This is a genomic window from Cupriavidus sp. 05T42 (assembly GCF_056396345.1).
In genome coordinates, this window is the sequence record NZ_JBFTLH010000023.1 from 1 (window position 1) to 12,990 (window position 12,990).

Genomic DNA, 12,990 nt, shown 5'->3' on the forward strand with positions numbered 1-12,990 from the left:
AACTGCAGGATGGACTGCGCCAATACATTCACTACTACAATCATGACCGCATCAAGCTCAAACTAAAAGGGCTGAGTCCCGTGCAATACAGGACTCAGCCCTTTCCGGCCTAGCCATCAACCGTCCAACTTCTGGGGGTCAGTTCACAACATCGGGCGTTTTTGTTTTTGGGCTTGCTCGATGCAGGGGCGCAGGGCCTCAGGGCTGGCCGCCGAGCTTGGTCAGCGCATCCCCGGTCACGCGGCAGATGCGCCAGTCCGGCATCACGTTGGCGCCCATCGCCTGATAGAAATCGATCGACGGCTGGTTCCAGTCCAGCACCGACCATTCGAAGCGCCCGCAGCCGCGCGCCACGGCGATGCCGGCCAGATGGCGCAGCAGCGCCTTGCCCAGTCCGTGGCCGCGCCACGCGGGCTCCACGAACAGGTCTTCGAGGTACAGCCCCGGCTTGGCCAGAAAGGTCGAGAAATTGTGAAAGAACAGCGCGAAGCCGACCGCCTGCCGGCCTTCGTCCGTCTCCACTTCCACCAGCACCGCCTCGGCATGTGGGCGGTCGCCGAACAGCGCGGTCTGGATTTTTTCCGGCGTGGCTTCGACGAGATGGGTGAGCTTTTCATACTCGGCCAGCGCGGCGATCAGGCGAAATAGCGTGGTGCTGTCTGCGGGCTCGGCAGGGCGGATGGCGAAGGCGGTCATGGGAACGGTAGTAAGCGGCGAATGCGGGAGCGTGCGGGAATGCTACCCCAACATCCCAGCCAGCCGGGCCACCTGGGCCACGTAGTCCGGGGCGAGGCAGTCCACGCTGACGCGCTCGGGCGTGCTGCGCAGCCAGGTGAGCTGGCGCTTGCAGAGCTGGCGCGTGGCGGCGATGCCGCGTTCGCGCATGGTCGAGGCATCGCAGGCGCCGTCGAGGAACTCCCACACCTGCCGGTAGCCGACGCAGCGCATCGACGGCAGGCCGAGATGCAGGTCGCCGCGCGCGCGCAGCCGTTGCACCTCGTCGATCAGGCCGCCGGCCAGCATCGCATCGAATCTTTCCKAGATCCGCGTGTGCAACACCGCGCGATCCGACGGCTCCAGCGCAATCACGCGGTAGCGCGCATCGGCCGCGCCGGTGAAGGTGCGGGCATCAGCCTGGCGGGCCAGCAGCGCGGACATCGGCTGTCCGCTTAGTCGGAAAATCTCCAGCGCGCGCTGGATGCGCTGCGCATCGTTGGGCGCCAGCCGGGCGGCGGTCACCGGGTCTACCTCGGCCAGCATCGCGTGCAGCGCCGGCCAGCCGCGTTCGGCCGCCCGGGCGTCGAGTTCGGCGCGCAGCGTGGCGTCGGCCTGCGGCAGGTCGTTCAGGCCCTGCGTCAGCGCCTTGTAATAGAGCATGGTCCCGCCCACGATCAGCGGCGCCCGGCCGCGCGCGCGGATCTCGGCGATCAGCCGCTCGGCATCGGTCACGAACTGCGCGGCGGAGTAGCTGTCGACTGGATCGATGATGTCGATCAGATGGTGCGGCACGCTGGCCAGTTCGTCGCGCGTGGGTTTGGCGGTGCCGATGTCCATCTCGCGATAGACCAGCGCGGAGTCGAGGCTGATGATCTCCACCGGCGTGTGCGCGGCCAGCGCCAGCGCGGCGGCGGTCTTGCCGGAGGCGGTGGGGCCGAGCAGGCAGACGACCGGCGGCAGGGCGGAAGACAGCGGAGCGGAAGACAGCGCAGACATCGACGAACTGTTACTGGCCACGCAGGAACAGCCGGTCCAGCTCGGCCACAGTGAGCTGCACCCAGGTGGGGCGCCCGTGGTTGCATTGGTCGGCGCGCTCGGTCTGCTCCATCTGGCGCAGCAGCGCGTTCATCTCTTCCAGCGTGAGCTTGCGATTGGCGCGCACGGMGCTGTGGCAGGCCAGCGTGGCGAGCAGCTCGTTCTGGCGCTCGGCCAGCACGCGCGAGCCGCCATAGGACTGGAGGTCGCGCAGCACGTCGCGCGCGAGCGCCTCGGCATCGGCCTGCTTGAGCAGTGCGGGAATGGCACGCACGGCCAGCGTGGTCGGGGAGACCGGGGCGATGTCGAAACCGAGCAGGGTCAGCGTTTCCTGATGTTCCTCGGCCGCGCCGATCTCGACCGGGCTGGCCGGCAGCGTGACCGGGATCAGCAGCGGCTGTACGGCCAGTTCACGCGCTTCGAGTGCCATCTTGATCTGCTCGTACAGGATGCGTTCGTGCGCGGCATGCATGTCCACCAGCACCAGCCCGCGCGCGTTCTGCGCCAGCACGTAGATGCCGTGGAGCTGGGCCACCGCGTAGCCGAGCGGGTGATCGGCCTCGGCGCCGTCCGTATCGTGCTGGACGAAGGGCGAGGAGGTGCCCATCGGCAGGCGGTCGAGCAGGCTGGGCGGTTCGTCGGCCCGGGCGGCCTGGGCATCGGCCAGCCAGGCGGGCGGCTGCGCGGACGGCTGCCAGGCGCGGCCGGCGCCATCGCCGGTGGCCTCGCGCACCATGCCGAGATAGGCCTGACGCGGCTGAGCGATGCCGAGTTCGGTCTGGCGGCCTGCGGAGTAGTTAACCCACTGCGGCGCCGCGCCGGGTACGCCGCCGGCCATGCCGCTGCCCCCGATCGGGCTTGCGTTCGGCATCATGGCGCCATCCGCTGCATCGGTATGCAGGCTGTCGCCCTGTTCGCCGGCCTGCCGCGCCAGGCAGCGCTGCACGGCGTGGTAGACGAACTGGTGCACCGCGCGGGATTCGCGGAAGCGCACCTCGATCTTCGACGGATGCACGTTCACATCGACCATTTCCGGCGGCAGGTCCAGGCACAGCACGTACGACGGGAAGCGGTCGCCATGCAGGACGTCCTGATAGGCGCTACGCACGGCGTGGTTGAGCAGCTTGTCGCGCACAAAACGGCCGTTGACGAAGAAGTACTGCTGGTCCGGCCGCCCCCGGGACGCCGTGGGCAGCCCCGCGAAGCCATAGAGGTGCAGCGTGCCGGCTTCCTCGTCCAGCGCCAGCCGGGCGCGTGCGAAGTCGGTGCCGAGCACCTGCGCGGTGCGCGTGGCCACGTCGCCGCCGTTCCAGTGCTCGAGCGGCTTGCCGTTGTGATGGACCGAAATCGTGACATCGGGCCGCGCCAGCGCCACCCGCCGGATCATCTCCAGGCAGTGTCCCAGCTCGGTTTGTTCCGTTTTAAGGAACTTTCGGCGCGCTGGCGTGTTGAAGTACAGGTGCTGCACATCGACCATCGTGCCGACCCCGCCCGAGGCGGGCTGGAGATGGCCGGTGTCGGCGCTGACCTGGGTGGCATGGGCGGCATCGGCGGTGCGGCTGGTCAGCACGAGGTGCGAGACCGAGGCGATGGACGCGAGCGCCTCGCCCCGGAAGCCCAGCGTGAGCACCGACTCCAGTTCGTCGAGCGAGGCGATCTTGCTGGTGGCGTGGCGCGTCAGCGCGACGGGCAGTTCGTCGGCGGGAATGCCGCAGCCGTTGTCCGTGATGACCATGCGCCGCACGCCGCCTTCTTCGAGCCGGATGGCCAGCTGCGTGGCGCCGGCATCGAGTGCATTTTCGAGCAGTTMCTTGACCACCGAGGCGGGCCGTTCCACCACCTCGCCGGCGGCGATCTGGCTGATCAACTGGTCCGGCAGGGCGCGGATGGGGCGGCTGGGCTGGGTGGTGCGGAGGGCGTCGGCAGGCATGCGGCGATTATACGTGCGGCCGGACACCTTTTCGGCACACTTGGGCCGCCCGGGTGACGGACGCGCCCGGCGGCTCTTGTATCATGGGGACCTTCTTCTAGGGGATCAGTTTGGACACCGTATTGCAACTGCTGGACATGGTCCTGCACATCGACAAATTCCTCGGCCAGTTCGTTCAGGACTATGGCGTCTGGGTGTACGGCATCCTGTTCGCCATCGTCTTCGCCGAGACCGGCCTGGTGGTGCTGCCGTTCCTGCCCGGCGACTCCCTGCTGTTCATTGCCGGCGCCATGTGCGCCACCGGGGCGATGAACGAGTGGGTGCTTTGCGGCCTGCTGTTGGTGGCCGCGATCACGGGCAACACGGTCAACTACTTCGTGGGGAGCTGGATCGGGCCGAAGGTGTTCGACCACCAATGGCGCTTCCTGGACCAGAAGGCGCTGCGCAAGACGCACGACTTCTACGAGCGCCACGGTGGCAAGACGCTGGTGATGGCGCGTTTCATCCCGATCGTGCGGACTTTCGCGCCGTTCGTGGCGGGGGTGTCGCAGATGACGTTCGCGCGCTTCCAGATGTTCAACGTGCTTGGCGCGGTGGCCTGGGTCTGCGGACTGGTGTTCGCCGGCTACTTCTTCGGCAATCTGCCCTTCATCAAGCAGTACCTGAACCTGATCGTGCTGGCGGGCATTGGTGCGGCGGTGGTGCCGCTGGTGCTGGGCGGGCTGTGGAAGCTGGTACGCGGCAAGCCGCGCACCCGTGCGGATCTCAAGGACTGATGGGGATGAGCCCAGCGATTAGCTGAGGCTCCGGCTCATCATCCGCAGCGCCGGCATKCGGTCGCGGATCTGGGTCGTATCGGCCGCATCGGGACGGGCCTGGACGTAGGCTTCCAGGTCCTCCAGCGCCGGCCGGAAGCACTCCAGGTTGGCATACGCCAGCCCCCGATCGCGCACTTCCTCGATCGAATTCGGCAACAGGATCACCAGGCGGTTCTGCACCGCCAGCAGCCGTTGCCAGCGCGATTCCTGCAGGTAGATCGCCTTCAGGTTGCGCAGCAGGCGGGCGACGATCTCGCGGTGGCTCGCCACCTGCAGGAACAGCCCCAGCGGCACCTGGTTCGGGTCCGAAATCCCCTCCCGTTCGAGGTAGGGGTCCAGCATCTCCTGCAACTGCTCCTTCGACAGCGTCTCCCCGGTGAGCGGGTCCAGCACCACCTCGCCGGCGGGGATGGTCATGCGCACGAGGAAATGATTCGGGAACGACACGCCCTTCAGCGGCAGCCCAATCTGCTGCCCCAACTCCATATAGAGCACCGCCAGCGTGATCGGAATGCCGCGCCGCTGGCGCAGCACCACGTTCAGGTAGGAATTGTCCGGATCGTAGTAGTCGTTGGCGTTGGCGCCGAAACCGAGATCGCGGTAGAAGAAATGATTGAGCAGGCGCAGGCGCTGGATGGCGGGCGTGCCCTCGGCAATCCGCCGCTTGAGCCGCAGCGCGAGTACGTCGAGGGAGGCCAGTTCGGCTTGGAGGTCGAGGTCCGGGTACGCGTCCTGGGCGATGGAGAGCGCGGTTTCCGTCAGCGGGATGCCGTTTTCGTCGGCCACGAGGCTGGCGAAGTAATCCAGGACTTTCGTGGATGTCATTGCGGGTTCCTGACTAGCCGGCGCGGCGCCGGAAGGCGGCGTAACGCAGCCCCATGATCCACAGTGTACCGAAGTAGACCACCGCCGCAAGTACCAGGCACGACGCCATCAGCGCGATGCGCGCAAGCGGCGTGGCGCCCATCGCCACCCAGTCGAAGTTCCGGGCGAACCACAGCAGCATGCCCGCCAGGATCAGCACCGCCGCGAGCAGCCGGGCGAGAAACAGGCCCCAGCCCGGGGCCGGCCGGTAGAAGCCGCGCCGGCGCAGGCCGAAGAACAGCAGCAGGGCGTTGACGGTGGCGCCGAAGCTGATCGACAGCGCCAGCCCGGCGTGGCCCAGCAGCGGCACGAAGACGTAGTTMGACGCCTGCGTGATGACCAGCACCAGCAGCGCGATCTTCACCGGCGTGCGGATGTCCTGCCGCGCGTAGAAGCCCGGCGTCAGGATCTTGATCAGGATCAGCGMCACCAGGCCGGTGCCGTACGACACCAGCGCCTGGCGCGTCATTTCCACCGCGTGGGCGTCGAACTTGCCGTAGTGGAACAGCACGGCCGTCAGCGGCGTGCCGAACACGAACAGGCCCACAGCGGCGGGCACGGCCAGCAGGAAGGTCAGGCGCAGGCCCCAGTCGAGCAGGCCCGAGTACTCCTCGCGGTCGTCCGTGGCGCTGGCGCGCGAGAGGCTCGGCAGCAGGATGGTGCCCAGCGCCACGCCCAGCAGCGCGGTCGGGAATTCCATCAGGCGGTCCGCATAGGTCAGGTACGAGACGCTGCCGGCGGCCAGGTGCGAGGCGATATTCGTGTTGATGATCAGGCTGATCTGCGCCACCGACACGGCCAGCAGCGCCGGCAGCATCTGACGGATCACGCGCCGCACGCCGGCGTCCGACCAGGCCGCGCGCAGGTTGAACGAGAGCCGCGGCATCACGCCGAGCCGGCGCAGCGCCGGCACCTGGATGACCAGCTGGAGCACGCCGCCCGCCAGCACGCCCCAGGCCTGGGCATAGATCGGCTGGCTCATGTGCGGGCCGACGAACAGCGCCGCCACGATCAGGCAAAGGTTCAGCAGCACCGGGGTGAAGGCCGGCACGGCGAAGTTGCGCCAGGTATTGAGGATGCCCGACGCCAGCGCCACCATCGAGATCAGGCCGATGTACGGGAACATGACGCGCGTCATGAACACTGCCGAGTTGTAGGTCTCGGAGTCGCCCCGGAAGCCGGTGGCCACCACCGTCATCACCACCGGGGCGCCGATCACGCCCAGCACGGACACCGCCACGAGCACCCAGGACATCACCGTGGCCACCGCGTCGATCAGGTGGTGGGTCTCGTCCGGCCCGCGCTTGCCGTGGTATTCGTTCAGGATCGGGACGAAAGCCTGCGAGAATGCGCCCTCGGCAAAGACCCGGCGTAGCAGGTTAGGTATGCGAAACGCCACATTGAAGGCGTCGGTCATGTCCGAGGCGCCGAAGGCCCGGGCAATCAGGATTTCGCGCACCAGCCCCGTGATGCKGGAGAGCATGGTCAGGCTGCTGATGGTGGCAAGCGCTTTGAGCAGGTTCAAGATGGGCCGTGAAAGTTGCTGCGGCGCCACGTATGAGGCGGGGGCCGGCTGGGAATGTGGCGGCTATTATACGGATCGGGCCGCGCGGCACGCCCAGGATGCGGCAGGTGCGTATCGGTCTTGCCCACCGTGCCGGCATGTGTGTATAATCGCCGATTCGCAAAGGACAGTCGCGTTCCGGATTCGTGTGTCAGAGCATCCCGGGTCGCACGATGTGACTTAATTGTTGCGTCCCAAATTATTGCGTCGCCCCGGGCGCGCATTCTGAATTCAGGAAGAAATTACATGGCAAATTCCGCACAAGCCCGCAAGCGCGCGCGCCAGGCCGTCGCCCAGAACGCTCACAACTCGAGCCTGCGTTCGCGTCTGCGCACCGCCGTCAAGGCCGTTCGCAAGGCAATCAACGCTGGTGACAAGGCCGCCGCTGCCGAGATCTTCAAGCAGTCGCAGACCGTGATCGACAGCATCGCCGACAAGAAGATCGTGYACAAGAACAAGGCTGCACGTCACAAGTCGCGCCTGTCGGCTGCCATCAAGTCGATGGCTGCCTGATTGCCGCACGGGCCGCTTCGGCGGTCCTGTAGCAGTCCGAGTGGTACCGCAGTGCGCCGGATCGGCATCGGTCCGGTATGAAAAAAGCTCGTCAATGCGACGAGCTTTTTTGCGTTCTGACGCCAGCTTGGCCCGGGTGTCCGGGCCGGGCAGGGATCTTCAGTCGTTCAGGAAGCAGGCTTCCACCACCTGGAGATTGTTGTCGCGGGCGAAGTTGAGGACGAAGTCGAGCGCCTTCGGCTCGATGTCGCGCAGGCGGGTGTCGACCACCACGTTCTTCACGCCGGCCACGATCACGGGCCGCACATAGGGCGAGTAGGTCAGGCGGGGATCGCCAGTGTCGCCCTCGGGGCGAAATTGCGCCATCACGCCGCACAGCCGCTCCGCCCAATCGCTCGGTCGAAAGGTCTTGCCTTCCTTGGTGACGCCTTGGATGAAGTATTCGCGAACGTTGGGGGTGGTCATGGGACTGCGGGGATAAGACGGTGACTCGACGGTAAACCCGCTGGACGGGCGCCCGTTTGACGTGTCCGGCCGGCGATTGGTTCGCACGCATCCGGATGGGAGAGCGGGGCGCTTTGTCTGCGGGGGCACTTTTGATGCCGGCGGCGGGCGGTGGCATGGGTATGCCGGGGCCCCGCGTGAATCAGCCAGTATTATATCTTATATAAGACCTGCGCATAGGGGCGAATCCTGTCGGGAAGCTGTCAGCGCGAGCATGCGGGCTGATCTGCCCGGGCTCGCCAAAGCTGGAATAATCCCTTATGATTCTTGCAATTACATTGCGTAAGCGACGCGAAAGGCGGCTCCGCGACACGCTCCGACCCTCAGGGACAGCCAGTACCGGCTTCCGGGTTGCGTGTCCTGATCGAGCCGCCTTCTTTGTTTTATGARCCCAACCCCGATCAAGCATTACCTCCAGTTCAGCGATTTCGGACCCGAAGAGTACGAATACCTGCTGGACCGCGCGCGGATCCTCAAGGCCAAGTTCAAGAACTACGAGACATGGCACCCGCTGCACGACCGCACGCTGGCCATGATCTTCGAGAAGAATTCCACACGCACGCGTCTGTCGTTCGAAGCCGGCATCCACCAGCTCGGCGGCCATGCGGTGTTCCTGAACACGCGTGACTCCCAGCTGGGCCGCGGCGAGCCGATCGAGGACGCCGCGCAGGTGATCTCGCGCATGGTCGACATCATCATGATCCGCACGTTCGGCCAGGAGATCCTGGAGCGTTTTGCCGCGCATTCGCGCGTGCCGGTCATCAACGGGCTCACCAACGAATACCACCCGTGCCAGGTGCTGGCCGATATCTTCACCTACATCGAGCAGCGCGGCAGCATTGCCGGCAAGACGGTGGCGTGGATCGGCGATGCCAACAACATGGCGTACACCTGGATCCAGGCCGCCGAGCGCCTGGGTTTCACGTTCCATTTCTCGGCGCCGCCGGGATACCAGCTCGATCCGGCCATGGTGCCGGCCACGGCCGCACACCTCGTCAAGGTGTTCGATAATCCGCTCGATGCCTGCCAGGGCGCGCACCTGGTGACCACCGATGTCTGGACCAGCATGGGCTTCGAGGCCGAGAACGACGTGCGCAAGCGCGCGTTCCAGGACTGGATGGTGACCACGGCGATGATGGACCGCGCCACCGATGACGCGCTGTTCATGCACTGCCTGCCCGCCCACCGTGGCGAGGAAGTGGAAGCGGCGGTCATCGACGGCCCGCGCAGCGTGGTCTGGGAGGAAGCCGAGAACCGCCTCCACGTGCAGAAGGCGCTGATGGAATTCCTGCTCTGCGGCCGCTACTGAACACCGCGCCACACCCGACGAAATGGGGCCTGCAAGGGCCCCGTTTTTACGTCCAAATCCCTGAGGAGAATGAACAAATGAGTCAGTTCGACAATGTTTCCGTCGTCAAGAAGGCCAACCTGTACTTCGACGGCAAGTGCGTGAGCCACACGGTGGTGTTTCCCGATGGCACGCGCAAGACGCTGGGCGTGATCTTCCCGGCCACGCTGAACTTCAATACCGGCGCGCCGGAGATCATGGAGATCAACGGCGGTAGCTGCCGCGTGCGTCTGGCCGGTTCGGAGGAATGGAAGACCTATGCTGCGGGCCAGCAGTTCGACGTGCCAGGCAACAGCAATTTCGATATCGAAGTGACCGAGACGCTGGACTACGTCTGCCACTTTGGCTGATTTGCCGGGGTGAGGGGGCCGCGCAGCGGCCTCAGAGGATCACCGGCTCCGGCTCGATCCGCACGCCGAAGCGCGCCTGGACCGTATCGACGATGCGGTCCGCCAGCTTCAGCAGCGCGGCACMCGTGCCGCCGCCGTGGTGTACCAGCACCAGCGCCTGTTTACCGTAGACGCCCACCGGGCCGTCGTCCAACCCCTTGAACCCGCACTGATCGATCAGCCAGCCCGCCGCGAGCTTGTAGCCGCCATCGGGCTGTGGATAACTGACCAGCGACGGGTGCGCGGCCAGCAGCGCGTTGCGCAGCGCGGCATCGACCACAGGATTCTTGAAGAAACTGCCAGCGTTGCCGATCTTGGCCGGGTCCGGCAGCTTGCGCGAGCGAATGGCCACCACGGCATCGCGGACCCGGGCCGCATCGGGCGCCGCCACGGGGTCCAACTCGCGCGCCAGTTCGCCATAGTTGAGCACCGGCACCCATGCCTTCGGCAGGCGCAGCGTGACGGCGGTGATCAGGTAGCGCTCGCGCCCCTCGCGCTTGAACAGGCTGTCCCGGTAGCCGAATGCGCACTGTTCGCGATCCAGGGTGACGAAGACGCCAGTCTGGCGGTCATAGGCGCGCAGGCTGGCGAAGCGCTCGCGCAACTCCACGCCATAGGCGCCGATGTTCTGGATCGGCGCCGCGCCGGCCGTGCCGGGGATCAGGGCGAGGTTTTCCAGCCCGGGGTGGCCGTCCGCGATGGTGCGGCCCACCAGCCCGTGCCAGTTCTCGCCGGCGCCGGCGGTGACCAGCCAGTCGTCGCCGTCTTCCGCCACCGCGTAGCCGGGAATTTCCATCAGCAGCACCAGCGCGTCGAGGTCGCCAGTCAGCACCACGTTGCTGCCGCCGCCCAGCACCACCAGCGGCAGGCCCTGCGCGCGCGGGTCGGCCAGCGCGGCCAGCAGGTCGGCTTCGGAGCGAATGTGGGCCGCGAGGCGCGCCCGGACATCGAAACCGAATGTATTGTGCCGGCGCAGGGGATAGAATTCGTGGAAATCTGCCATCAAGGGAAGGGTTTGCGGCCGCCGCGGCGGGCGACCCGGACTGCGGGGTAGGCCCGATTATACGTAGGAGAATCGAAAATGCCGTCGTTCGACGTAGTGTGTGAAGCCAATATGGTGGAAGTGAAGAACGCCGTGGAGCAGTCCAACAAGGAAATCTCCACGCGCTTCGACTTCAAGGGCTCCGACGCCCGTGTGGAGCAGAAGGAAGGCGAGCTGACCGCGTTTGCCGACGATGACTTCAAGCTCGGCCAGGTCAAGGACGTACTCATCAACAAGATGGCCAAGCGCAACGTGGACGTGCGCTTCCTCGACTACGGCAAGACCGAGAAGATGAGCGGCGACAAGCTCAAGCAGGTCATCACGATCAAGAAGGGCGTGACTGGCGACCTGGCCAAGAAGATCGTCCGCATGATCAAGGACAGCAAGATCAAGGTGCAGGCCAGCATCCAGGGCGACGCCGTGCGCGTCTCCGGCACCAAGCGCGACGACCTGCAGTCGGTGATCGCACTGCTGCGCAAGGATGTTTCCGACGCGCCGCTGGACTTCAACAACTTCCGCGACTAAGCGCCCGCCGGCGCGGCGGCCTGCGCCGCGCCGAGACCTGTCTTATTGCGCCTGCCGCGCCTGCTGCGGCAGGCCGCCAATCTTCGCGCCCGGCTTGATGCCCTTCTGCGCGAACCATCCCTTGTTCATCTCGAGCGCATAGCGCACCGCCGCGCGCGGGCAGTGGTTGTCTTCGCTCTGCGGGGCCATGTCCTCGATGTTCACGATGCTGCCGTCGTCGGCCAGGAAGGCGATCGAGAGCGGCAGGTTCGTGTTCTTCATCCAGAAGCAGTGACCCGCCTTCTCATCGAAGACGAACAGCATGCCGGCGTTGGCGGGCATGGTCTTGCGATACATCAGGCCACGCTCGCGCGCCTCCGGGGAGGCGGCCACTTCGGCCTGGATGGCATACATGCCGGCCGTCAGCGGGATCACGGGCAGCGCGGCCTGCGCCTGGGCGAGGCTGGCGAAGGACGTCAGCGCGGCGGCGCCGGCGGCCAGCAGAATCTTGGGCACGAGTTGCATGGCTTGGGAGAGGATTTGGATGTTCGACCGCCGAGAGCATAGCGCAGCCCGGCGCCACCGCGCTTGCGCGGACACATCGGCGCAAGAAAAAAGGCAGGCCGCCGATGCGCGCCTGCCTTTCCGAGGGGCGGCGCGCCGGGCTTGCGCCGGGCCGCCGCAGCACCGCCCTTACTGGGTGGTGGTTGCCGAAGCTGCCTTCTTGGTGGAGGCGTGCTTCGTGTGCTTTTTCTTGCTGGTCTTCGCGGGCTTGGTGGCTTCCTTGGCGGCCGGTGCAGCGTCCGTGGCGGGAGCGGCCGGAGCCTGGGCAAACGCGCCAGTGGCGAACAGTCCGACAACCAGGGCAGCGATCAGTTTTTTCATTGCGAGTACCTCAAAGTGGGTTCTGCGTAGGGAAATCGACGGGACCGTGGCTGTCCCGTCTGCCCTCTGAAACGGCGCGCGCAATCGCGCCGTTGACGTCGCGCTTGTCACTATTTGTAACGGCGCCTTACCGGTGGACGAGCCTGCGGGCGAGGGGATGGCCTTGGCGACGACTGCGGCAGACCGAGCACGGCCGGGTCGATCTCGCACCAGGCGCCAGGCGCCAGTCCCAGCTCGGGCAAGGCCAGCGCGCCGATGCCCACGCGCACCAGCCGCAGCGTGGGAAACCCCACGGCGGCGGTCATCCGCCTGACCTGGCGATTCTTGCCCTCGCGGATCTGCAATTCCACCCAGGTGGTGGGGATGGCCGCGCGGAACCGGATTGGCGGATCGCGGGTCCAGAGCCAGTTGGGTTCGTCGACGATGCGCGCCGAGGCGGGCAGCGTGCGGAAATCGCCAAGATCGACGCCGGCGCGCAGCGTGGCCAGCGCGGCGGCATCCGGCACCCCTTCGACCTGCGCCAGGTAGGTCTTGGCCAGCTTGTGGTGCGGGTCCGCGATGCGGGCCTGGAGCGCGCCATCATCGGTCAGCAGCAGCAGGCCCTCGCTGTCGGCATCCAGCCGGCCGGCCGGATAGACGCCGGGCACGCGCACGCAGTCGGCCAGCGTCGGCCGCGTAGGGTGCGCGGAGAACTGGCTCATCGTGTTGAACGGCTTGTTCAGGGCAATCAAGGTCATGGGCGCGAAGTATGCCAGCGCGGGCGGACTGCGGACAGCGGCCCGATTTGGCGAATCCCAAATCCATGTTGCATAATAATAAGACTAGTCTTATGTCTTATATAAGACTCATTTGACAATATCCATGCGAACCGAGCAGC

Annotated in this window: 16 protein-coding genes; 6 read left to right on the plus strand and 10 right to left on the minus strand. The window is 66.2% G+C overall.

What is annotated here, in order from left to right:
• The coding region (locus AC1EJR_RS23495) for an IS3 family transposase (RefSeq protein WP_284454490.1) at positions 1 to 113 on the plus strand (113 nt) is incomplete at its 5' end.
• An 85-nt stretch (positions 114 to 198) separates the two neighbouring features.
• Here AC1EJR_RS23495 and AC1EJR_RS23500 read toward each other — a convergent pair.
• The 3 genes from AC1EJR_RS23500 to mutL are packed head-to-tail and all read right to left on the minus strand — an operon-like array spanning position 199 to position 3,682.
• The gene (locus tag AC1EJR_RS23500; protein WP_477113656.1) at positions 199 to 696 is read right to left on the minus strand and encodes an N-acetyltransferase family protein; all 498 of its coding nucleotides are present in this window, start codon (positions 694 to 696) and stop codon (positions 199 to 201) included.
• A gap of 42 nt (positions 697 to 738) precedes the next feature.
• Positions 739 to 1,713: a tRNA (adenosine(37)-N6)-dimethylallyltransferase MiaA gene (gene miaA, locus AC1EJR_RS23505; protein WP_477147625.1), complete on the minus strand. Its 975-nt coding sequence runs from the start codon at positions 1,711 to 1,713 to the stop codon at positions 739 to 741.
• 10 nt (positions 1,714 to 1,723) lie between these two features.
• Positions 1,724 to 3,682 carry a DNA mismatch repair endonuclease MutL gene (gene mutL / locus AC1EJR_RS23510; protein WP_477147626.1) on the minus strand — a complete coding sequence of 653 codons (1,959 nt, stop codon included), beginning with the start codon at positions 3,680 to 3,682 and terminating at the stop codon, positions 1,724 to 1,726.
• Positions 3,683 to 3,792: 110 nt separating this feature from the next.
• On the opposite strand from mutL, the gene AC1EJR_RS23515 reads away from it, so the two are divergent.
• Positions 3,793 to 4,458, plus strand: coding sequence for a VTT domain-containing protein (locus tag AC1EJR_RS23515; RefSeq protein WP_092301041.1), 666 nt, complete (start codon positions 3,793 to 3,795; stop codon positions 4,456 to 4,458).
• Positions 4,459 to 4,476: 18 nt separating this feature from the next.
• Here AC1EJR_RS23515 and AC1EJR_RS23520 read toward each other — a convergent pair whose 3' ends face one another.
• Positions 4,477 to 5,325, minus strand: a complete 849-nt coding sequence (locus AC1EJR_RS23520) for a SirB1 family protein (RefSeq protein ID WP_092301038.1) — start codon at positions 5,323 to 5,325, stop codon at positions 4,477 to 4,479.
• A gap of 13 nt (positions 5,326 to 5,338) precedes the next feature.
• Positions 5,339 to 6,889: a murein biosynthesis integral membrane protein MurJ gene (gene murJ, locus AC1EJR_RS23525; protein ID WP_477147627.1), complete on the minus strand. Its 1,551-nt coding sequence runs from the start codon at positions 6,887 to 6,889 to the stop codon at positions 5,339 to 5,341.
• A 285-nt stretch (positions 6,890 to 7,174) separates the two neighbouring features.
• Here murJ and rpsT point away from each other — a divergent pair, with 285 nt between their 5' ends.
• Positions 7,175 to 7,441, plus strand: a complete 267-nt coding sequence (gene rpsT, locus AC1EJR_RS23530; protein ID WP_477147628.1) for a 30S ribosomal protein S20 — start codon at positions 7,175 to 7,177, stop codon at positions 7,439 to 7,441.
• Positions 7,442 to 7,600: 159 nt separating this feature from the next.
• Here the strand turns inward: rpsT and AC1EJR_RS23535 are convergent, their stop codons facing one another.
• Positions 7,601 to 7,906, minus strand: a complete 306-nt coding sequence (locus tag AC1EJR_RS23535) for a DUF3579 domain-containing protein (protein WP_092301029.1) — start codon at positions 7,904 to 7,906, stop codon at positions 7,601 to 7,603.
• A 424-nt stretch (positions 7,907 to 8,330) separates the two neighbouring features.
• Between AC1EJR_RS23535 and argF the strand changes: the two genes are divergently transcribed.
• Positions 8,331 to 9,254 carry an ornithine carbamoyltransferase gene (argF, locus tag AC1EJR_RS23540; protein WP_477147629.1) on the plus strand — a complete coding sequence of 308 codons (924 nt, stop codon included), beginning with the start codon at positions 8,331 to 8,333 and terminating at the stop codon, positions 9,252 to 9,254.
• Between the two features lie 77 nt (positions 9,255 to 9,331).
• Positions 9,332 to 9,643 (plus strand): pyrimidine/purine nucleoside phosphorylase, encoded by a 312-nt coding sequence (gene ppnP, locus AC1EJR_RS23545; RefSeq protein ID WP_441592300.1) that lies wholly within the window; start codon positions 9,332 to 9,334, stop codon positions 9,641 to 9,643.
• A gap of 31 nt (positions 9,644 to 9,674) precedes the next feature.
• On the opposite strand, the gene murB is transcribed toward ppnP, so the two are convergent.
• Positions 9,675 to 10,685: a UDP-N-acetylmuramate dehydrogenase gene (gene murB, locus AC1EJR_RS23550; protein WP_477147630.1), complete on the minus strand. Its 1,011-nt coding sequence runs from the start codon at positions 10,683 to 10,685 to the stop codon at positions 9,675 to 9,677.
• A 78-nt stretch (positions 10,686 to 10,763) separates the two neighbouring features.
• On the opposite strand from murB, the gene AC1EJR_RS23555 reads away from it, so the two are divergent.
• A complete protein-coding gene (locus AC1EJR_RS23555; protein ID WP_092301017.1) occupies positions 10,764 to 11,249 on the plus strand; it encodes a YajQ family cyclic di-GMP-binding protein in 486 nt (161 codons plus the stop codon).
• 42 nt (positions 11,250 to 11,291) lie between these two features.
• On the opposite strand, the gene AC1EJR_RS23560 is transcribed toward AC1EJR_RS23555, so the two are convergent.
• The 3 genes from AC1EJR_RS23560 to AC1EJR_RS23570 form a co-directional block, all read right to left on the minus strand.
• Entirely contained in the window at positions 11,292 to 11,753 is a 462-nt protein-coding gene (locus AC1EJR_RS23560) for a DUF192 domain-containing protein (protein ID WP_092301014.1), read from the minus strand.
• A 168-nt stretch (positions 11,754 to 11,921) separates the two neighbouring features.
• Positions 11,922 to 12,113 carry a hypothetical protein gene (locus tag AC1EJR_RS23565; protein ID WP_092301011.1) on the minus strand — a complete coding sequence of 64 codons (192 nt, stop codon included), beginning with the start codon at positions 12,111 to 12,113 and terminating at the stop codon, positions 11,922 to 11,924.
• 110 nt (positions 12,114 to 12,223) lie between these two features.
• Positions 12,224 to 12,850, minus strand: a complete 627-nt coding sequence (locus tag AC1EJR_RS23570; RefSeq protein ID WP_092301008.1) for a pseudouridine synthase — start codon at positions 12,848 to 12,850, stop codon at positions 12,224 to 12,226.
• Between the last annotated feature and the right edge of the window lie 140 nt (positions 12,851 to 12,990).

Coding starts and splice junctions, on each gene's coding strand:
- AC1EJR_RS23560 (WP_092301014.1), bottom strand. CDS start 11,753: ATGCAACTCGTGCCCAAGATTCTGCTGGCCGCCGGCGCCGCCGCGCTG.
- AC1EJR_RS23535 (WP_092301029.1), bottom strand. CDS start 7,906: ATGACCACCCCCAACGTTCGCGAATACTTCATCCAAGGCGTCACCAAG.
- AC1EJR_RS23555 (WP_092301017.1), top strand. CDS start 10,764: ATGCCGTCGTTCGACGTAGTGTGTGAAGCCAATATGGTGGAAGTGAAG.
- AC1EJR_RS23500 (WP_477113656.1), bottom strand. CDS start 696: ATGACCGCCTTCGCCATCCGCCCTGCCGAGCCCGCAGACAGCACCACG.
- ppnP (WP_441592300.1), top strand. CDS start 9,332: ATGAGTCAGTTCGACAATGTTTCCGTCGTCAAGAAGGCCAACCTGTAC.
- AC1EJR_RS23570 (WP_092301008.1), bottom strand. CDS start 12,850: ATGACCTTGATTGCCCTGAACAAGCCGTTCAACACGATGAGCCAGTTC.
- AC1EJR_RS23565 (WP_092301011.1), bottom strand. CDS start 12,113: ATGAAAAAACTGATCGCTGCCCTGGTTGTCGGACTGTTCGCCACTGGC.